The sequence below is a fragment of the Kitasatospora sp. NPDC023176 genome (assembly GCF_055560495.1).
In genome coordinates, this window is sequence record NZ_JBVHIP010000019.1 from 1 (window position 1) to 17,880 (window position 17,880).

The 17,880-nt window shown below is 71.4% G+C and carries 18 protein-coding genes and 1 pseudogene; 8 read left to right on the plus strand and 11 right to left on the minus strand.

Annotated features, from left to right (window positions below; genetic code table 11):
• Nucleotides 1–409 precede the first annotated feature (409 nt).
• From ACZ3YL_RS24265 to ACZ3YL_RS24280, 4 genes and pseudogenes are all read right to left on the minus strand, one after another.
• Nucleotides 410–1,054 (minus strand): dihydrofolate reductase family protein, encoded by a 645-nt coding sequence (locus ACZ3YL_RS24265; RefSeq protein ID WP_465659814.1) that lies wholly within the window; start codon nt 1,052–1,054, stop codon nt 410–412.
• Between the two features lie 129 nt (nt 1,055–1,183).
• A pseudogene (locus ACZ3YL_RS24270) lies at nt 1,184–1,786 on the minus strand (transposase); the annotation flags it as partial.
• Between the two features lie 226 nt (nt 1,787–2,012).
• The gene (locus ACZ3YL_RS24275) at nt 2,013–2,207 is read right to left on the minus strand and encodes a DUF397 domain-containing protein (RefSeq protein WP_465659816.1); all 195 of its coding nucleotides are present in this window, start codon (nt 2,205–2,207) and stop codon (nt 2,013–2,015) included.
• On the minus strand, nt 2,200–3,066 hold the full coding sequence (locus tag ACZ3YL_RS24280) for a helix-turn-helix domain-containing protein (protein ID WP_465659818.1): 867 nt from the start codon (nt 3,064–3,066) through the stop codon (nt 2,200–2,202). The genes ACZ3YL_RS24275 and ACZ3YL_RS24280 overlap by 8 nt, the downstream gene beginning before the upstream one ends.
• A gap of 262 nt (nt 3,067–3,328) precedes the next feature.
• Here ACZ3YL_RS24280 and ACZ3YL_RS24285 point away from each other — a divergent pair, with 262 nt between their 5' ends.
• The 3 genes from ACZ3YL_RS24285 to ACZ3YL_RS24295 are packed head-to-tail and all read left to right on the plus strand — an operon-like array spanning nt 3,329 to nt 4,028.
• Complete coding sequence (locus ACZ3YL_RS24285) at nt 3,329–3,649, plus strand: ATP-binding protein (RefSeq protein ID WP_465659895.1); 321 nt, start codon at nt 3,329–3,331, stop codon at nt 3,647–3,649.
• On the plus strand, nt 3,646–3,891 hold the full coding sequence (locus ACZ3YL_RS24290) for a hypothetical protein (protein ID WP_465659820.1): 246 nt from the start codon (nt 3,646–3,648) through the stop codon (nt 3,889–3,891). The genes ACZ3YL_RS24285 and ACZ3YL_RS24290 overlap by 4 nt, the downstream gene beginning before the upstream one ends.
• The gene (locus tag ACZ3YL_RS24295) at nt 3,888–4,028 is read left to right on the plus strand and encodes a hypothetical protein (protein ID WP_465659822.1); all 141 of its coding nucleotides are present in this window, start codon (nt 3,888–3,890) and stop codon (nt 4,026–4,028) included. The genes ACZ3YL_RS24290 and ACZ3YL_RS24295 overlap by 4 nt, the downstream gene beginning before the upstream one ends.
• Before the next feature lie 68 nt (nt 4,029–4,096).
• Here ACZ3YL_RS24295 and ACZ3YL_RS24300 read toward each other — a convergent pair whose 3' ends face one another.
• Nucleotides 4,097–4,669, minus strand: a complete 573-nt coding sequence (locus tag ACZ3YL_RS24300; RefSeq protein ID WP_188309351.1) for a hypothetical protein — start codon at nt 4,667–4,669, stop codon at nt 4,097–4,099.
• 145 nt (nt 4,670–4,814) lie between these two features.
• Entirely contained in the window at nt 4,815–5,810 is a 996-nt protein-coding gene (locus ACZ3YL_RS24305; RefSeq protein WP_465659824.1) for a helix-turn-helix domain-containing protein, read from the minus strand.
• A 52-nt stretch (nt 5,811–5,862) separates the two neighbouring features.
• Between ACZ3YL_RS24305 and ACZ3YL_RS24310 the strand changes: the two genes are divergently transcribed.
• Nucleotides 5,863–6,258 (plus strand): cupin domain-containing protein, encoded by a 396-nt coding sequence (locus ACZ3YL_RS24310; RefSeq protein ID WP_188309353.1) that lies wholly within the window; start codon nt 5,863–5,865, stop codon nt 6,256–6,258.
• 102 nt (nt 6,259–6,360) lie between these two features.
• Here the strand turns inward: ACZ3YL_RS24310 and ACZ3YL_RS24315 are convergent, their stop codons facing one another.
• Complete coding sequence (locus ACZ3YL_RS24315; RefSeq protein WP_188309354.1) at nt 6,361–6,777, minus strand: nuclear transport factor 2 family protein; 417 nt, start codon at nt 6,775–6,777, stop codon at nt 6,361–6,363.
• A 222-nt stretch (nt 6,778–6,999) separates the two neighbouring features.
• On the opposite strand from ACZ3YL_RS24315, the gene ACZ3YL_RS24320 reads away from it, so the two are divergent.
• The 3 genes from ACZ3YL_RS24320 (at nt 7,000) to ACZ3YL_RS24330 (ending at nt 9,499) form a co-directional block, all read left to right on the plus strand.
• Complete coding sequence (locus tag ACZ3YL_RS24320) at nt 7,000–8,286, plus strand: hypothetical protein (RefSeq protein ID WP_465659827.1); 1,287 nt, start codon at nt 7,000–7,002, stop codon at nt 8,284–8,286.
• Between the two features lie 10 nt (nt 8,287–8,296).
• Nucleotides 8,297–8,914, plus strand: coding sequence for a hypothetical protein (locus tag ACZ3YL_RS24325; RefSeq protein ID WP_188309356.1), 618 nt, complete (start codon nt 8,297–8,299; stop codon nt 8,912–8,914).
• Between the two features lie 147 nt (nt 8,915–9,061).
• A complete protein-coding gene (locus tag ACZ3YL_RS24330) occupies nt 9,062–9,499 on the plus strand; it encodes an SSI family serine proteinase inhibitor (RefSeq protein WP_188309357.1) in 438 nt (145 codons plus the stop codon).
• A 97-nt stretch (nt 9,500–9,596) separates the two neighbouring features.
• On the opposite strand, the gene ACZ3YL_RS24335 is transcribed toward ACZ3YL_RS24330, so the two are convergent.
• Nucleotides 9,597–10,802: a serine hydrolase domain-containing protein gene (locus tag ACZ3YL_RS24335; protein ID WP_465659829.1), complete on the minus strand. Its 1,206-nt coding sequence runs from the start codon at nt 10,800–10,802 to the stop codon at nt 9,597–9,599.
• Nucleotides 10,803–11,025: 223 nt separating this feature from the next.
• Here ACZ3YL_RS24335 and ACZ3YL_RS24340 point away from each other — a divergent pair, with 223 nt between their 5' ends.
• Nucleotides 11,026–11,745 carry a GbsR/MarR family transcriptional regulator gene (locus ACZ3YL_RS24340; protein WP_465659831.1) on the plus strand — a complete coding sequence of 240 codons (720 nt, stop codon included), beginning with the start codon at nt 11,026–11,028 and terminating at the stop codon, nt 11,743–11,745.
• A 66-nt stretch (nt 11,746–11,811) separates the two neighbouring features.
• Here ACZ3YL_RS24340 and ACZ3YL_RS24345 read toward each other — a convergent pair whose 3' ends face one another.
• The 3 genes from ACZ3YL_RS24345 to ACZ3YL_RS24355 form a co-directional block, all read right to left on the minus strand.
• Nucleotides 11,812–13,065, minus strand: a complete 1,254-nt coding sequence (locus ACZ3YL_RS24345; protein ID WP_411293093.1) for a cytochrome P450 — start codon at nt 13,063–13,065, stop codon at nt 11,812–11,814.
• 120 nt (nt 13,066–13,185) lie between these two features.
• Entirely contained in the window at nt 13,186–14,139 is a 954-nt protein-coding gene (locus ACZ3YL_RS24350; RefSeq protein WP_465659832.1) for an ankyrin repeat domain-containing protein, read from the minus strand.
• Nucleotides 14,140–14,309: 170 nt separating this feature from the next.
• Complete coding sequence (locus tag ACZ3YL_RS24355) at nt 14,310–17,516, minus strand: M28 family peptidase (RefSeq protein WP_465659833.1); 3,207 nt, start codon at nt 17,514–17,516, stop codon at nt 14,310–14,312.
• Between the last annotated feature and the right edge of the window lie 364 nt (nt 17,517–17,880).

Here is a 17,880-nt window from a genome sequence, read left to right on the forward strand (position 1 = left end):
CTCAAATCCCTCGCCGACTACCTCGCCAAGATCAACCCAACCAGCCCATCCTCATAGAAATAATTACCCTCGTGATTTGCGGCGCATGACACTAGTGCTCTGGCCGGGAAGGTTTGCCGGGTTGGTGGTCGCGTTCGGAGGCCAGAGCGGGTTGGATGACGGGGCGTGCATGCGACGTGGTGTCAGGGGGCGCGTGGCGGCGAATGAGGAGGACGGCGGCTGTGGCAGGTCGTGGTTCGCGGCGGCCGTATTTGAACCTGTTCAGCTGAGCACCGCTCGCGAACGGTACGGCTGTTTGAGAGTTGCGGACGAGTACCGCGGTCTGTATCGGTAACTCGCCCGCAACTACGTGATCATCTATTGAAACGCGCGCATCGGCCGTGCTGACGTCCCCGAGTGGGCTCTCGTGTCACTTTCGCCAGAACAGGTGGTGCGTCACGCCGCTCGGGCTGGGCACGACCTCGAGATGGAACCGGTCGAGCAGCTCATCGGGTGACTCCCAGAGTCGTAGTCCGGTCCCGAGCTTCACCGGTGAGACCGCCACGTGCATGGTGTCGACGAGGTCGGCGTCGAGGAACTGCCTGATGGTGGCGACCCCGCCGCCAAGTCGGATGTCCTTGCCCTGCGCCGCCTTCCGCGCTTGTTCGAGGATCGTGGCCGGGGCGCCGTCGACGAAGTGGAACGTGGTGTCGGAGAGCGTGAACGAAGGACGCTTGTGGTGGGTCATGACGAACACCGGGGTGCGGAACGGGGGCTTGTCACCCCACCAGCCGCGCCACTCGTGGTCGCGCCAGGGCCCGCGCTGGGGCCCGAACTTGTTGCGACCCATGATCTCGGCGCCGATGTTGCGCGCGTAGTCCCGCGTGAGGTAGTCGTCGAGGCCCCGGCTCCCTCCGGGGTCGGTGCGCATGGGCCAGCTCGCCGTGGCGCCGGCCCAGGCGAACAGCCTCTCGGGGTGGACGTGGCCGAACGGACGCTCGAGGCTCTGGTCCTCACCGGCGCCGATTCCGTCACTCGAGACGTTGAAGTTCTGGACTCTCAGTAGCTGAGCCACGTGTTCCTCCTGTGTTGTCGATAACGGTGGTAAGACACTCCGGGCCGGGAAAACTCATCGCTGCGTCCGTGACCGGCCGAAATTGGGCTACCTGGTGCTCTGGCTGGCAACGTTCCACCGGTTGTCTGATCAAGCGGCGAGGACGGGTCTGCCGCCCCAGCGGATGCCTTTCTCACTGCGGATGCGGGCGCGCTCCTTGCGTTGGGCAGTCAGGACGTCGGGGTGGCGGGCGTTGGCGTTGCGCCAGCGCAGGCAGGTGTGCAGCACGCGGGTCTGGACCGCGTGGTTCGGATGGTTGGAGTTGGCGAGGGTGAACTGCCGCAGTGGTCCGAAGTGCGCCTCGATCGGGTTGGCCCAGGACGTGTTGGTCGGGGTGAAGCAGAGGTGGACGTTGTTGTTCTTCGCCCAGCGGAGGACCTTCTTGCCGTTGTGGGCGGAGAGGTTGTCCAGGATCACGTAGACCGGGGCGCCGTCGGAGCGGGCGGCCCGGATCGAGCGGAGCGCGGCGAGGGTGTTCGCGGTGCCCTTGCCGCGGCGGTTGACGCCCCAGAGGGTGTCGTCGCCGACCGAGTAGCAGCCGTGGAAGTAGGTCACGCCGTGGGTGCGGTGGTAGGTCGCCGGGAGCCGGTCCGGCTTGCCTTGTTCGGCCCAGCACGTGCCTGCAGTGGGGCGGATGCCGAGTGGGCCGAACTCGTCGAACGCGAACGTGCGGTCGGGGAAGCGTTCCAGGACGCATCGCCCGCCGATAGCGCACCGAGCTGGTACTACCCCGGCGCACGATCCGCTGTAACTGCTGGCCCTCTTGATCGGTCAGTCTCCGAACCTTGACCAGCTCCGCCACCCACGCCTCCCCGCACCAGATCGGATGTCCACCGACATCCAACCGGTTCAGACGTCACCACCGCCAACCCGGTGAACCTTCTCGGTCACAGCACTAGCCATCCCGGCCGCCCCTCACTCAGGTGGAGTGGTGGTCGAACTCGCCGCCCTTGGCGGCTTCGAGGAACCTGGCGAATCCGGCGGGCGTGGTGCGGACGACTATGTCGGTGTCGTCGGACTCGCGGAGTTCCACCAGCCCGTCGGCAGTGCGGATTTCGACGCAGTTGTCGTTTGCGGCGGAGTAGCTGGACTTTTGCCACGAGAGACTAACCATGCTTGTCTTCCAGTTCATCTTTGAGGGACCGAATGAGTTCGCGTGACTCTCCCTCGGGGAGAGCACTCGACTCCATCTGAGCGATGAGAGCCCGGAATCTCGCCAGGTGGGCAGGTGTCTCAAAGAGTTGGCCGCCGTGGCCCGTATCCATCTGTGCCGTATCCAGCTCCGTGATCGGCCCTGCCGCGTAGGTGAAGTTCTCGCTGGGGCTCGGGACGACGCTCGCGCCGAACGGTACCACTCGAACCGAGATGTTCGGATGCTCGGAGTCGGCGATAAGGGCCTTGAGCTGGGCAGCCAAGATATCGGGCCCACAGAACTGCATGCGCAGGGTCGTCTCGTGGATGAACGCCGCGTATGGCGTCGCTCCGGATCGGACTATGTGCTGCCGTTGCATGCGGAAGGTCGTCCGGAGATCGACTTGGTGTTGCGGTAGTGGCGGATAGGTCTGGGCGAACAAAACCTGTGCGTAGTCGCTGGTCTGAAGCATCCCTGGCACAAAGGTGGACGTGTATGTCGTCAGCCGCTGCGCGCCGGCTTCGAGCTCTGCGATCTCAAGGAAGTCGGTGGTGAGGCTCTCGCGGTACTCCTCCCACCAACCACCCTTCTCACGAAGCGTGATGATGTTGGTCAAAGCATCGATCAATGGCTGGTTGGCGCACATGCACGTCGCGGCGATCGCGTGCAGGCGATCCAAGCTCACGCTGGTCTTGCCGGTCTCCATCTGTGTGACGTGGGCCGGACTCACGCCGAGTGCTCGTGCGAGCTGAGTGCCGCCGAGGCCAGCTTGCTCTCGCATCCTCCGTAGCTCTGCTCCCAGGCGGCGTTGTCGAAGAGTTGGGTTCTGGCGACCGGGCATGGCTTCCTCTCGGCGTTACGTGGAGATCAATGTGCCTCGTGGTCCGGAGGAAGGACCATCCATCACTCGGGAGAGGGAACTTCCCCGCAACTACCTAAGTTTAAGTCGCGGTGCTCTATGGTTGATGTCACGTCGATCCGACGGATCGTCAGCAACGCCCCGCGCCTGCCGTTCTCGCGGCGCACCTCTCCCCACACCACAGCCTCATGGAGGTTCCCGTGTGCACCCGTAACACCCCCTCCCTCGCCCCTCCCGGCAGGCCCTGCGCAACGCCATGACCCGTAGCGGCGGGTGGGACGCCGACACCATCTTCAACGCCGAACTCGCCCTCACTGAGCTCATCTCCAACGCCTGGCGGCACGGCGACACCGCCTCCCCGGTCGTCTACTTCTCCATCCTCGACCACACCCTGCCCGTCTCCGTCTCCGACGAGAGCGACGCCCTTCCCCAGCCGCGAACGTCCTCCGGCCTCGCCGAGACCGGTCGGGGCCTCCAACTCGTGGAAGGCCTCACCCACCGCTGGGGTGTCGACCCCCAGAAGCGCGGCAAGAGCACCTGGTTCGAGCTGGACTCCACCTCGTGACCCGCGACCCGATCGCGCCCGACGACCCCCGGATGTGCGACTACACCAAGCCCCAGATCACCACCCTCCTTGGCGAGTTGCACCGCCGTGGCCTCCCCGACGGCCTCCTCTGGGGCTCCGCCGACGCCCCCGAGTCCACCCTCGACGGCCGCATCCTGGTCGACTTCGGCAACGCTCCCGTCAGTACTCTGCTCAATCTCCTCGGTCTCCTCCGCGAGATCGAGGGGAGCGGGCGCGGATGAGGTTCCTGATCGGCGCCGCCTTCGCCGTGCTCCTCGCGCTCGCGTTCGCCACCGTCGTCCTGGGCGTGGTCACCGGCCTCCGGATGCCGGGGACGGAGGACCGCACGGACCCCGAGCGGCAGGAGGCCGCAAGGTGAAGCGCGCATCGGCCCCTCGCCTCCGTGGGGGCGAGGGGCCGATGCGAAGGGGGGTCAGGGCTGCCGGTTCAGCAGTTGACGACGCTGTGGACCGGCGACCAGTTGCCGTTCGGGTCCTGGCTGTGGGCGGGCTGGGTGGAGAAGACCCAGGCGCCGCTGGGGCCGTACATGCGGGCGACGGTGCCGCCGGTCTGGTTGTTGTCCCAGGAGCCGGAGCCGGACCAGGTGCTGAAGTAGTAGCGGCCGCAGTTGTACATGTCGACCTCGTCGCCGGAGTACCAGGTGCCCCGGTAGGCGCACATGTGCTTGAAGTCGGCGCCGCCGCCCGCGCACGGGTCGTAGGAGGCGGCTCCGGCGCCGGTCAGGTCGCGGGGGTGGTCCTCGCCGGGGACGGTCAGGTAGACCGTCGCGCCGGCGAGCTGGATCCGGTTGGGGGCGACCTGGGCGCCGCCGGCGGTGGCGAGGTAGCTGTCCGCCTTGGCTTGGAGGGAGGCGGCCTGGTCGGCGCTCAGGCCGGCGGCGCGGGCTTGGGCGGTGAAGGTGGCCGTACCCGGGGCCGCTGTGGCCTGGGCGCCGCCGAGCAGCGCTGTGAAGAGGGCCAGGAAGGCGGCGCTCAGTAACACCGTGATCTTGGATCGCATGGGGCGACTCCTCGTCAGAGTGGTGTTCGTTCGCAGCAGTGGATTGCTGACGGGACGGAGTCTTGTGGCGACGGTCGGTAGCGTCAATCCGAAGAATCGGCCATCATGGACATGGCGAGTTCATCGAAGGGTGCGCCCCGCCCCGTCAGTTTGCCTCCGGCCCGAAGCGCTGCCGGTACGCCGACGGGGAGATGCCCGTCGCCCGGTGCATCAGCGCCCGCAGGTTGGCGGCCGTACCGAGCCCGCTGCGCCGCGCGACCACCTCCATCCGGGGCTCGCCGCGCTCGATCAGCCGGCAGGCCAGGGCGAGCCGCTCCCCGGTGAGCCACGCCAGCGGGGTCGTCCCCAACTGGGCGCGGAACCGGCGGTGCAGGGTCGCCGGGCTGACCGCCGCGCGCGCCGCGAGGCCGGTGACGGTGAGGGGCGCGTCCAGCCGTTCCTGGGCCCAGGCCAGCAGCGGCGCCAGCGACTCGTCGGGCCGGTCGGGCACCGGCCGTTCCACGAACTGCCGCTGGCCGCCGTCCCGGTGGGCCGCGAACACCAGCCGTCGGCTCACCGCGTTGGCCACCTCGGCGCCGTAGTCACGGCGGACGATGTGCAGCCCGAGGTCGAGCGCGGCCGCGCTGCCCGCGGCGGTCAGGATGTCGCCGTCGTCCACGAACAGCACGTCCGGTTCGAGCCGTACGGACGGGAACCGGGCCCGGAAGGAATCCGCCCACTGCCAGTGCGCGGTGGCCCGGCGCCCGTCCAGGACCCCGGCCTCCGCCAGGGTGAACGCGCCGCTGCAGAAGCCGACCAGGCGCGCGCCGCGCGCGTGCGCCCGCCGGACGGCGTCCAGTACGGCGGGCCGGCGGGGCACCTCGACGTCGGGGCGGTTGGGCACGATCAGGGTGTCCGCCGTGTCGGCCGCCTCCAGGCCGGCGACCCCGGTGAGGGTGAAGAACCCGTCCCGCATCAGGATGCCGGGCTCGGGGGAGCAGAGCCGGAAGTCATAGAGGTCACGACCGACCTCCGGCCTGCGCAGGCCGAACACCTCGGTCGCGCAGCCGAGTTCGAAGGGGTTCGAGTTCTCGTCGACGATCACGACGACCCGGTGCACGCCGCCCGCCGGGCGCGCTGACTGCGAGGATCCTTGCGGCATACGCCATTTCTAGCACTCACACCGAGCACCCCGGGCGGCCCAGGATGAGCCCATGAGCAACGAACCCATCGCCCTCGGCCAGGCCCTGGCCTCCTTCGACGCCCTGTGGAGCCCCCGCATCGTCACCCGCGTCAACGACTACGACGTCCGCATCGCCAAGGTCGAGGGTGAACACCTCTGGCACGCCCACGACGACACCGACGAGTTCTTCCTCGTCCTCGACGGCGAACTGCGGATCTCCCTGCGCGAGCCCGCCGGCGAACGCACCGTCGTGCTCCCCCAGGGCGCCGTCTTCACCGTCCCGCGCGGCACGGAGCACAAGCCGCACGCCCCGACCGGCGCCGCGATCCTCCTGTTCGAACCCACCGGAACCCCCACCGTGGGCGACCGCCACGACCCCGTCCCGGCCCACGTGGACGCGACCACCGGGCACGCCCTGGACGCCTGACGGGCCGGACGGGCCTGACGCGCTGGGCGAGCCTGACGCGCTTGGCAGGGCTTGACGCGCCGGACGGGCCTGACGCGCCTCCGCCGTCTCCGGCGCTCGTGATCAGTCGGACCGGGTCATCCCGCCCAGGGGAGCACGCCGGGCCGACACCGTGCGGTGACTGATCCGCCAACCCTCCGCCGTACGCACCACGGTGTCGTCGTAGGACACGGACCCGCAGGAACCGTCCGCCCTGATCCCCAGCCCCTTCGACCGGACCCGCACCCGGCCGTCCGGCGACGCCGTGACGACGACGTTGGTGACGTGATGCGCGAGGGGGTTGGCCGCCCCCAGCGCCCAGGCCGCCTCGCGGACGGCCGCGACCCCGTTCAGCGGCCCCTGGCCGAAGTCGGTGAGGTCGTAGACGACATCGGAGGTGAACACCTCCGCCAACCGGTCGAGGCTCCCGTCGTCGACCAAGTGGCCGTGCAGGGAGACCAGTTCGGTGATGGCCAGGCGGTCGGCCAGGGCGAGTGCCACGCGCGTCCTCTCCGGCCCGCCGTGGAGGGCCGAGCCGAGCGTCGATCCGTCAGCGGTACGGCTCCGAAGCGGCGAACCCCGGCGGTACCGGGGGGCGAACGAGCCATGCCCCCGTGATCCTTCCGCACAACCGGGCGGTCCGCCACCGGGTTTCACCAGCGACGGACGGCACAGGCCGAAAGCCGTTCGCCACCTGCCCGTCGGTGTCGGCAGAATCGCCCGGTGCACCTACCCCCGCTGCTGACCGCCGTCGAGCGCGGCGACGACCCCACGGTGTTCGACCTCCTGGACGAGGTGCCCGGGCACGAACTCGCCGGTGACGACGGGGTCGCCTTGCTGGCCGCCGCCGCGCGGGCCGGGCGCCACGAGGTGGTCCAGCGGCTCGTCGAGGACGGCGTCGACGCGGCCCGCCCCTGGCCCGGTGGGATCGACCCGGTGACCTGGGCGGCCGAGCGCGGGGCATACTCGGTCCTGCTGTCGCTGCTGATCTCCAGCGGCGACCCGTTGAGCGCGGACAGCCCGCACCGCCGGGCGCTCCGGGTGGCCCAGGGGCGCATCGTCGCCGACATCGACATCGACATCGACATCGACGCCGACGCCGACGTCGGCATCGACGCCGACGCCGATGCCGACGCAGGCCCCGGCGACGAGTCCGGGCCGCCCCCGGCCCACCGGGCGATCGTCGGCCACCTGGAGGCCGCCCTCGGGATCCACCGCTCGCGGGACGAGTTGTTGGCCCGCGCCCTGGTCCACGCCCGGCCGGACCACGACGACTGGTCCGAGTCGGTGTTCCAGCTCGCCTGCCGTGTCCGGACCGACCCCGGGCTGTTCGACTGGGCGCGGCAGCTCGCCGAAGACCGGTCCTCGCCGGCCCGCCGGCGATTCGGGCTCGACACGATCAACCTCATGGGCTTCGGCATCGATCCGCCGACCGAGGAGGAACTGCGTGGGGAGCCCGCACCCGACCTGCCGTTCGAACGGGAGGCCGCCGAGTTCCTGCGCCCGCTGCTGACCAGCGAGCAGGACCCGCGCGCCCTGCGCACTGTCATCTCCGCCTACTCCGGCTACTGCTCCGGCGACGAGTTCCGGGCCGTCCTGGTGCACGCCGGCCACCCCGACCCGGACGTCCGTCGACAGGTCGCCTCGGAGCTGTACACCGGCCGGGGCCTCCGCTCGCCTGACGACGCCGAACTGCTGGGCGCCCTGCTGCGCCTGGCCGCCGACCCCGAACCCGACACCCGGGTGTCAGCGCTCCACGCGTTCACCCTGGCGCCCGTCGACACCCCCGAGCTGCGCGCCGTCCTGGCGGGCCACCTCGTGGACCCGCACCCCGCCGCCAGGGTCGAGGCCGCCGCCGCCCTGGCGCTGCGCGGCGACGAGCGCGGCACGCCGGTGCTCGAAGAGACCCGCCGCGGCATCAGGAACCACCGCAGCCCCGGCGCGGGGCGGCTCAGCGAGATCGATCACATGCTGCGCATCCGGGCCGAAGCGGGCGGCCGGGGTCGGTAGCGTCGGGCGCATGAGTGAACTCGGCGACTGGACGTACGTGGTGACGGACATCGAGGTCGACGGCCCGTGGGCGGGGCCCAACTCGATGCGGTCCTTCGCGTCGGTCGCCACGGCGATGGACGGGCGGACGTTCGGCGAGTTCGAGGCCGTCCTCGAACCGCTCCCGGGCGCGGCGCCGAACCCGCGCACCAGGGAGTGGTTCGACTCCGAACCGGGCACCTGGGAGGCCGCGACCGCGAATCCGGAACCCGTCGTGGAGGTGATGGGCCGCTACGTGGAGTGGATCCGGTCGCTGCCCGGGCTGCGGGCGTTCGCCGCCGCGCCGCTGTCCTTCGACGGGACGTGGATGGACTACTACCTGCGCCGGTTCACCCCGTACGGGCTGCACCAGGGGCCGTACGAGGAGGATCGGCTCTTCGACGGGCCTGCGCTGTGCCTGCGCTCCTATACGGCGGCGTTGACCGGGCGCCCGGCGGCGGATCTGCCGTCGCCGAAGCTGCCGCCGCACTGGCTGGGCGGGGTGGAGCACACCCACAAGGCGATCGACGACGCGCGGGGCTTCGCCAATCTGCTGCACTTCCTCGCCCGGAACGCCGGGTCAGCGCCGGTGATCTCCTCGGATGTGTGAGCCAGGTGACAGAAGTGAGGCGTTGACATGCGCCCGACATGAATGTTCATCTGAGCGTAACGCTTCGCTCGCTTTCGGTTGATTGCGTAGCGCACGCAGCTGCCCGGACACACAAAGTCCGGGCAACGTAGAGGAAAGGCATCACAAATGCGACGCATGACAATGGCGGTCACCAGCCTCCTGGCGACCGGCGCGGCCTCGATGATCCTCATGGCCGGCACCGCCCAAGCCGCCACCACGGACACCACGCAGCTCGGCTCGATCCACCTGACCAAGACCGACCAGGCGGGCAACACCACCTCGGCGGACCTGTCCTGTTCCGCCACCCAGGACGGCTCCGGCTTAACCACCATCACCGGCACCGGCACCGTCACCGACCCGAACGCCGCCTGCGGCGAACTGGCCCACGTCAACGGTGACTTCAGCAAGCTGCTGGTGCACCCGACCTGGATGGTCATGGCCCTCCAGGCGCCGATCACCGCCACCGCCCAGGGCAACTGGGGTGCCGGCTCCGTCAACTGGTCGCACACCTACGTCAACGGCAGCGAGCTGACCAAGTTCACCGGCGACGTCCTCGGCTTCTGAGGTCGACTCTGACTCGCCCGCACACACGGCGTGGCCGCTCCCGGGTTCGGGAGCGGCCACGCCCGCGTTTCGGCCCGACGCCCGGCTGGGCCGGCGGTCAGGCCTCGGGGGTGGCGCAGAACTCGGCCTCGAGCTCCTTGTCGAAGACCGAGACCGGGCCGAACGGGAGGCCGTCCGCCCAGTCGCCGTTGACCGAGGTGGCGAGCAGGTGGCGGCCGTCGCGGGTGCCGAAGGTGTAGGACCAGGAGCCGTTGATGGCGCCGCCCATGCCCCAGACGGTGCCGCAGGAGAGGGTGAGGGAGCCGATGCCCAGGCCGTAGTGGGAGTTGGGGATCCAGCCGTTGCCCGGGTCCTGCATGGTGAACATCTCGGCCATCTGGGCGGGCGGCAGCAGGCGGCCGCCCAGCAGGGCCTGGAAGAAGGTGCTGAGGTCGCCCACGGTGGAGATGAGGTCGCCGGCGCCGTAGCCCCAGGTGGGGCTTAGCTCGGTGACGTCGTAGACGGGGTGGGTGGGGTCGTTGAAGACGCCGAGCTTGGAGTAGAAGCGGCCGTGCGGGCCGTTGATGCCGGTGTCGTCCCCGGCGGGCTCGTAGGTGCTCTTGAGGTGCAGCGGCCTGGTGAAGCGGTCGGCGATCTCCTGCCCGAGGCCGTGCCCGGTGGCCTGCTCGACGATCAGGCCGGCCAGCACGTAGTTGGTGTCGGAGTACACGAAGCCGGTGCCGGGGGCGAACTTGGGCGGGACGCTGATCCCGAGCTGGACCAGCTGGCGCGGGGTGAAGGTGTCGAAGCGGTGCTGGAGGAAGGGATCGCCCTGGAACTCGGCACTGACCTGGTCCGCGGACGCGAAGTTGGCGATCCCGCTGGTGTGGTTGAGGAGCTGGCGGATGGTGATCGCCGAACCGTCGTAGCCGTTGCCGTCCACCAGGCCGGGCAGCCAGTGCTCGACGCTGTCGTCCAGGCTCAGCCGGTGCTCGGCCTCCAGCTGGAGCAGCGTGGTGGCGACGAAGGTCTTGGTGGTGCTGCCGATCCGGAACCGGTCCTGCGGGCGGAGCGGCCGGCCGGTGTCCTGGCCGGCGGTGCCGGACTGCCCGAACCAGGTCGCGCCGTCGTCGTGCACCTGGGCCATCGCGCCCGGCAGGTGGGCCTCGGTGACGGCCTGGTCGAGCGCGGTCTGCAGGGCCTGGTGGCCGTCGTGCCGGTGAGCCGAGGGAGCGGCGGAGGCGGTCGGGGCGGCGGTGAGCAGGGCGCCGGCCACCACGGTGGCGAGGGCGGCGGTGAGGGCGGTGCGGGCGGTGGTCTTCACGGTGGGTCCCCCTGGTGTGTCGGGCTTTCGTCGTCGGTGAAGAACGTACGGTCGGATTCGACGATCCATCAACAAGCAATCGTCGCAACTCCGATGAACGCGCAGGTCAAAGGCGGTCAATCATTGCAATGGGCCTGACGACGAATGCAATCGCGGTTGCAACCGGCCCCCGCATCCGGATACTCGTCCTGAGCGTCCCGAGGACAGAGGAAAGGAGCCGCCCGTGCCAGGCGCCAGGCTGAGCCCGCAGGACCGCCTCGCGATCGCCACCGGTCTTGCCAAGGGGCTCGACTACGCGGCCATCGCCCGGCTGATAGCCCGCCCCACCTCCACGGTGACGCGGGAGATCGCCCGCAACGGCGGACCCGGCCGCTACCGCGCGGAGACCGCCCAGCGCGCCACCGTACGGCGGGCCCGCCGTCGGCCGGGCCGCCCCCGGCCCGTCGGGGACGGAGCGCGCGTGACGGACGGGCGCGACCCGGCCGCGATCGCCGCGTTCGCGGGCCGCTTCGCCGACCTGCTGGAGCAGATGGGCCTGCCGCGCATGGTGGCCCGGGTGCTCAGCAGTCTGTACGTCACCGACGACGGCAGCCTGAGCGCGGCCGACCTGGTGCAGCGCCTCGGCGTCAGCCCGGCGTCGGTCTCCAAGGCGGTCGGCTACCTGGAGGCCCAGGGGCTGATCCGCCGCCAACGGGACGGCCACGGCCGCCGCGAACAGTACGAGATCGACTCCGACGTCTGGTACCGCTCGATGCTGGCCAGCGCCCGACGCAACGTCCTGCTGGCCGAGTTCGCCCGCGACGGCGCCGACCTGCTCGGCGCGGCCACCCCCGCCGGGCAGCGGCTCGACACGGCCGCGGACTTCCTCGCGGAGATCGGCACCGACCTCGTCCGCGCGGTGGAGCGGCGGCGCTCCGCCCAGGGGCGGCCGCCCGGGCGTTAGCGCCGGGGGCGCCCGCTCGTCAGCGGCCGGGGCCGGTGAGCCGTTGGCGGCCCGGGACGGCGCCGATTACGGGCGCAGCACCGCCGGGGTCGGGCCGTCGGGGCGGACGGTGATGCTGTAGGCCGCGCCGGCCGGGCGGGAGCGGAACTCCACGCTGCCCAGCGGGAGCAGGAGTTCCAGCAGCGCCGTGGTCTCCCGGAGGGCGAACTGGGTGCCCAGGCAGGCGCGGGCGCCGAGGCCGAAGGGGAGGTAGGCGCCCAGGTGGGCGGGGCGGGCGGCACCGGGAGCGAACCGGGTGGGGTCGAAGCGTTCCGGGTCGGGCCACAGGGCCGGGTCGCGGTGGGTGAGGTACGGGCAGACCAGGACGTCGGTGCCGGCGGCGATGTGGTGGCCGTTGATCACGTCGTCCTGGACGGCGTGGCGGGGGAGCATCCAGGCGGAGGGGTAGAGCCGGAGGGTCTCGCTGACCAGGGCCTGCGGGTCGGCCCCGCGCGCCCCGGGGTTGTCCTCCAGCAGCAGGAACAGCCAGGTGAGGGTGGTGGCGGTGGTCTCGTGACCGGCGACCAGCAGGGTGACCAGCTCGTCGCGGATCAACCGGTCGGTGTACTCGGGGTGTTCCTCGGCGGCGTCGAGCAGCACGCGCAGCACACCCGGTTCGCCGCCGTCTCCGCAGGGGTCTGCGGTGCGGGCGGTGTCGATGGCGGCCTGGGCGACGGCGTCGATCCGGGCGAGGTCCTCGGCGACGGCGTCCCGGGCGTCGGCGGCGTTGGTCGGCAGGGTGGGCATCACGGACACCACCCGTTCCACCGAGCGCAGTTCGGCGTCGGTCCGGTCGTCCAGGGGCAGGCCGGTGAGCGCCCGCCAGACGGTGTCCAGGGCGAAGCCGCGCATCTCCTCGGCCACGTCGAAGGTCTCCCCGGTGCGCCGGTACCCCTCCCAGCGGTCGGCGGTGCGGCGCGCGGCGGCGGCGATCCGCTGTTCGTAGCGGCGCATCCCGGTGCCGGTGAACTGGGACTGCAGCAGCCGCCGTTGGCGCTTCCAGGGCTCGCCGGTGGCGGACAGCACGCCGTCGCCGACGAGCATCCGGGCCCGGTGCGAGCGCTTGACGTACCGGTCGGGGTGGCGGCCCAGCACGTGCTGGACCGCGGCCGGGTCGGTGACCAGCACGGTCGGCGCCGGCCCGCCGAGCCGGAAGGCGGCGATGCCGCCGACGCCCCGCTGGGCCCGGGCGAGCAGCTCGACCAGCTGGGCCTCCTCGGCCCGCCACTGTTCGACGGCCTCGGGGGCCAGTTCCGGTACGGGCACGGCGTCCGTGGTCACCAGGGGTCTCCTCGACTCGGCTGACGAAGGTCGGGGCGGGCTCGCCCGGCGCCCGACTCTACGTCAGCTGGGTTGCCACCCGGTCACGCCAGGTCACTTCGCCGGCCGGGCCCGGGCTGGTCAGCCTTCCCCGTAGCCGCGCTCGGGCAGGCGTATCCAGGTGTCCGCGGGCCCGGTGACGGCGCGTGCGTCGGTGGGGTGGAGGCCCGCGAAGGCGCAGGCGTGGGCGATGGCGTTGTGGCGGTAGAGGTAGTAGGCGAGGACCTCCTCGCGGGTGTGGCCGGCCATGGGTGAGCCGCCGGGGTGGGGGTGCCAGCCGTCTTCCCTGCCGTCGCGGTAGGCGTGGCCCTGGTTTCCGCTCTTGGGGTTGGCGAACATGCTGTAGCCGACGGTGCCGGCGGTCAGCCGGGCCATCGTGCGGCAGGAAGTGGGGGCGAAGCCCCAGGGCTGGGTGACGATGCAGCCGCCGGGCACGGTGGTGACACCGACCAGCAGCGGACTCTCCGCGCGTCGGAACGGGTGCGGTTCGTCGAGGAAGTCCGCCATGAACGCCTCGTCCACCGGCGTGCCGGCCAGGCGGTGGATCGCCTCGGCGGCGTCGATGCCGGCGATGCAGGCGATCCCGGTGCCGTCGTAGTAGAAGTCCCCGATGGCGGCGATGAGTTGTCGCGCACGCCGGGCGGCGGCCTGCTCGGCGGCGGTCAGCCCGGGCTCGCCCGCGGGCAGCGGGAAGAGGTCGGGGACCGGCCCGGCGAGGGCGAGCCGGCCCGGGGACCAGCCGCCGAGCTGGGCGCGCCAGGGGTCGGCCCCGGCGGCGGCCAGGGCCCTCGCGGTGTCCGGCCGGTCGGACAGCACGGCCTCCCACAGCGCTGTCGTCCCGTCCTCCAGTGCGTCCACGTCCGCCGCCCGGCGGGCGAGTTCGGCCACTGCCTCGGGTGAGCCGTAGCGCAGGGCCCGGTGCAGGGGCCGGCGGTCGTCGCCGAAGGAGTCCGGGTCGGCGCCCGCGTCGAGGTGCGCGCGGATCCCCGCGGCGTCCCGCCAGCCGTCCCAGGTCACGTTCGTCCAGCCCGTCATGGTGCCTCCTCGGTCCCACGGCCCTCGGATACTCGTGCGCACACGAAAGCACACGGGACTGACAACGCGGCCCGCCGGACGGCAGCACACACGGCTGCGCCGCGGTCCGTCCCCCTCGACGGATCGCGGCGCAGCGGCTCGGCGGGGTCAGTCAGGGCGGCCCGGGTGGGTCACAGCTGCTGCCAGAGGGCGGGGACGATCGGCGGTTCCCAGCCGACCTGGGCGGTGTGGCCCTGGACGCAGCGGTAGCTGACGCCGTTGTAGGTGACGATGTCGCCGGCCTGGTAGGTGGTGCCGGGGGTCCAGGCGTTGCCGGGGTTGGGGGTTCCGCTGTCCACGACCAGGGTGAAGCTGGTGGTGTGGGTGGCGGAGCCGGTTCCGGTGAGGGTGATGGTGTAGGTGCCGGCCGCGGTGGACGCGGCGGTGGCGACGGTCATGGTGGCGGAGGCGCCGGACTGCACCGAGGCCGGGTTGAAGGAGACGGTGACCCCGGCCGGGGCGCCGGTGGCGGTGAGGTTGACCGTCTGGGCGGAGCCGGAGGTGGTCGCGGTGGCGACGGTGGCGGTGGTGGAGGCGCCGGGCTTGACGGTGGCGGTGGCCGGGTTCACCGCGAGGGAGAAGTCGTTGGCGGGGGTGGTGCCGCCGACGGAGGTCTTCCAGAGGGTGTAGGCCACGCCGTTGGCGTTGCGCTTGAGGACGGTGGCGTCGACGTTGCCGGTGGTGTCGCAGGACTGGTGGTAGCAGGAGTCGTAGGACTGCCCGGCCGAGCCGCCCCACTTGGCGGCCTGCGCCGAGGTCTTGACGGCGCTGGCGCCGGCCGCGTAGCCGGAGGTCGGGATGCCGGCCTGCTGGAAGGAGGAGTCGTCGGAGCGGCCCTGGCCTTCGACGTTCTCCTCGGGCCGGAGGTTGAGGGAGTCCCAGTAGGCCTTCATCGGCGCGGAGGCCGCGGAGGTGAGGTTGTTGATGAAGTAGCCGGCGTTGGGCGAGCCGACCATGTCGAAGTTGTAGTAGGCCTTGATCGCCGAGCGCTGGGTGGAGCCGAGCTGGCCGACGTAGTACTGGGAGCCCTGGAGGCCCTGCTCCTCGCCGGTCCACCAGGCGAACCGGACGTGCCGGGTCAGGGTGGGGTTCTGCTGGGCGAGCGCGAGGGCGTTCTCCAGCAGGACGGCGGAGCCGGAGCCGTTGTCGTTGATGCCGGGGCCGGCCGAGACGCTGTCGAGGTGGGCGCCGAGCATGGTGACCTGGTCGGACGGGCCGCCGGGCCAGTCGGCGATCAGGTTGTCGGACTGGTAGGTGCAGGAGGTGCAGGTCTGCTCGCTGACGGTGAAGCCGGCCGCCTGGAGCTTGCCCTTGAGGTAGGCCACGGACTGGCTGTGCCCGGCGCTGCCGGCCCGGCGGTTGCCGCCGTTCTGGTTGGCGATGGTGTTCAGCTGGGCCAGGTCGGCCTGGATCCTGGCCACGTCGATGTCCGGCGCGGGCCCGCCGGGCGTGCCGCCGCCGCCGACGGTCAGGGTGTACTGGGCGGTGTGGGTGGCCGCGCCGGCGGTGCCGGTCACGGTGATCACATAGGTCCCGGCGGGGGCGCCGGAGGAGGCCGAGAGGGTCAGCGTCGAGGACGAACCCGTCTGCACGGAGGAGGGGTTGAGCGTCGCGGTGACCCCGGTCGGGGCGCCGGTGGCGGTCAGGTTGACGGTCTGCGCGGTGCCCGAGATGACGGCGGTGGAGACCGTCGCGGTGGTCGACGCGCCGGGCTGGACGGATCCGGCGGCCGGGCCGAGCGCGAGCGAGAAGTCGTTGTTGCCGGACGGCGTGCAGCTCGGGTCGCCGCTCTGCGCGGGCACGCTGACGGCGTCCCAGGCGGCCTTGGTCCGGTTGTAGAAGGTGCAGCTCGGGTCGAGGTTCTTGGCGGCGGTCAGGGTGGTGGTGCGGTAGCGCTTGTACGTCATGCCGCTGGTCTTGAGCAGCATGCCGCCGTACCAGACCTGGCCGGCCTGCTTGACGCCGATGCCGGTGACGGCGGAGTTGTTGCAGGTCGGGCTGGTGGGCTTGCCGCCGCCCGGGTTGGAGCCGTTGGACAGCAGGTAGAACCAGTGGTTCAGCGGGCCGGCGGCCGCGTGCACCTCGGTGCTGGGGATGGCGGAGGAGTAGCAGTTCGGGTCGTTGTTGACCAGGGAGGGCTGGTAGAGGTTGCGGATCGGGCCCTGGCCGACCAGGTTGATCTGGCGGCCGACCTGGTAGTCGGGGTAGTCGTACGGCGCGGGCTCGTTGTTGTACTCCTTGGTGAGCGCGCCGAAGATGTCGCCGGTGCCCTCGCCGAGGCCGTTCTCGTTGTTGGCGCCGCCGGGGGTGTACTGGTCGATGCCGTGGCCGAACTCGTGGCCGACGACGTCCTGGGCGCCGATCCACTCGCCGGCCTGGTTGTGGCCGATGGAGACGGAGCTGCCGTCCCAGTAGGCGTTGACGTCGTTGAGGCCCATCTTGATCGGCCAGCTGCCGCCGTTGCCGTCGTGCCCGTTGCGGCCGAGCCAGTCGCGGAGCATGTCCCATTCCTTCTGGGCCGCCCACATGGCGTCGCCGCAGCCGGTCTCCCGGCTGGAGGGGTTGCCGTTGCCCCAGGAGTCGGAGGACTTGGTGAACACCTGGCCGGTGTCGTTGTCGGAGCAGGACAGGCCGGGCCGGCCGGGGTCGCGCAGCGCGTACGAGCCGCCGGAGTTGGTGGTGCTGATGGTGAGCGGGCCGGGGCCGTTCCACTTGCTGGCGACGGTGCCCGCCTCGACGTCGTCGTAGCTGTCCACCACCTCGCCGGTGGCGGCGTCGACGAAGACGTGCAGGCGGCTGGGCGCGTGCTCGGTACGGCCGTTGAGCACCGTCTCCCAGGCGAGCCGGCCGGCACCGTTCTTGACCCGGACGACCAGGCGGCGGGACTCCACCGTGTCCACGGTCGGCAGCTTGGTGCGCGCGGTCTTCTCCGCCTGGGCGGCGCCGATCTGCGGGGTCGTCGAGCCGCCGACCGGCCCGGTGGCGGCGGACTGGAGGCCGCGGACGGTGCCCCTGCCGTCGGCGAGCACCACGGCGTCGCCGCCGACCACCGGCAGGCCGCGGTAACTGCGTTCGTAGGAGACGGAGTAGAGGCCGTTCAGCCAGGGGGTGACGGTCTTCCGCTCGTAGGTCTCGCCCGGTCCCTTGGCCAGGGCGTCGGTGCCGGCCGCGGCGGCCGCGTCGGCGGCGCTGACGGCGGCGGCCAGGGCGCTGGGCGGCGCGGGGGAGGGGGCGGGTGCGGCGGTGGCCGTTGCGGCGGTGGCGCCGATCAGGCCGGCCAGTACGGTCAGGGTGGTCGCCGTGGTGAGCAACCGGCCTGGGGAAACTCTGCGTTGCATCGAGGCTCCTCGCACGTGGGGGTCCTCGACCGCGGACGGCAAGGCTGGTGGCGCACCGCAGGGCCGTGTCCGGGGGACGGCCGCTGCGGGCCGTCCGCGCTCGGGTGCCCGAACACTCACATGGCGTCATGCCCGGGTCAATGGCTGGTGCAGGCTCTGCATAGGGTTGGCAAATTCCGTCAAGGCGCGGGCGTCGTTTCCCGTCAAGCTGGGCTTTCTCGGCAGTGGTTGAGACCACCTCATGTACGGGGCCGGGGTCATTCGAGTACCGTCCTCCTCGTCGGAGCGGGCGGGCCGGGCGGGCCGGGCGGACCGGTCGGGCTCGTCGGACTCATCGGACTCGTCCCAGGGCCCCGCGTCAGGG

Excerpts from the sequence above, each read along its gene's own strand:
- ACZ3YL_RS24325 (WP_188309356.1), top strand. The coding sequence starts at position 8,297 with ATGAGTGAACTCGGCGACTGGACGTACGTGGTGACGGACATCGAGGTC.
- ACZ3YL_RS24305 (WP_465659824.1), bottom strand. The coding sequence starts at position 5,810 with ATGCCGCAAGGATCCTCGCAGTCAGCGCGCCCGGCGGGCGGCGTGCAC.
- ACZ3YL_RS24275 (WP_465659816.1), bottom strand. The coding sequence starts at position 2,207 with ATGGTTAGTCTCTCGTGGCAAAAGTCCAGCTACTCCGCCGCAAACGAC.
- ACZ3YL_RS24280 (WP_465659818.1), bottom strand. The coding sequence starts at position 3,066 with ATGCCCGGTCGCCAGAACCCAACTCTTCGACAACGCCGCCTGGGAGCA.
- ACZ3YL_RS24355 (WP_465659833.1), bottom strand. The coding sequence starts at position 17,516 with ATGCAACGCAGAGTTTCCCCAGGCCGGTTGCTCACCACGGCGACCACC.
- ACZ3YL_RS24295 (WP_465659822.1), top strand. The coding sequence starts at position 3,888 with ATGAGGTTCCTGATCGGCGCCGCCTTCGCCGTGCTCCTCGCGCTCGCG.
- ACZ3YL_RS24300 (WP_188309351.1), bottom strand. The coding sequence starts at position 4,669 with ATGCGATCCAAGATCACGGTGTTACTGAGCGCCGCCTTCCTGGCCCTC.
- ACZ3YL_RS24330 (WP_188309357.1), top strand. The coding sequence starts at position 9,062 with ATGCGACGCATGACAATGGCGGTCACCAGCCTCCTGGCGACCGGCGCG.
- ACZ3YL_RS24350 (WP_465659832.1), bottom strand. The coding sequence starts at position 14,139 with ATGACGGGCTGGACGAACGTGACCTGGGACGGCTGGCGGGACGCCGCG.
- ACZ3YL_RS24310 (WP_188309353.1), top strand. The coding sequence starts at position 5,863 with ATGAGCAACGAACCCATCGCCCTCGGCCAGGCCCTGGCCTCCTTCGAC.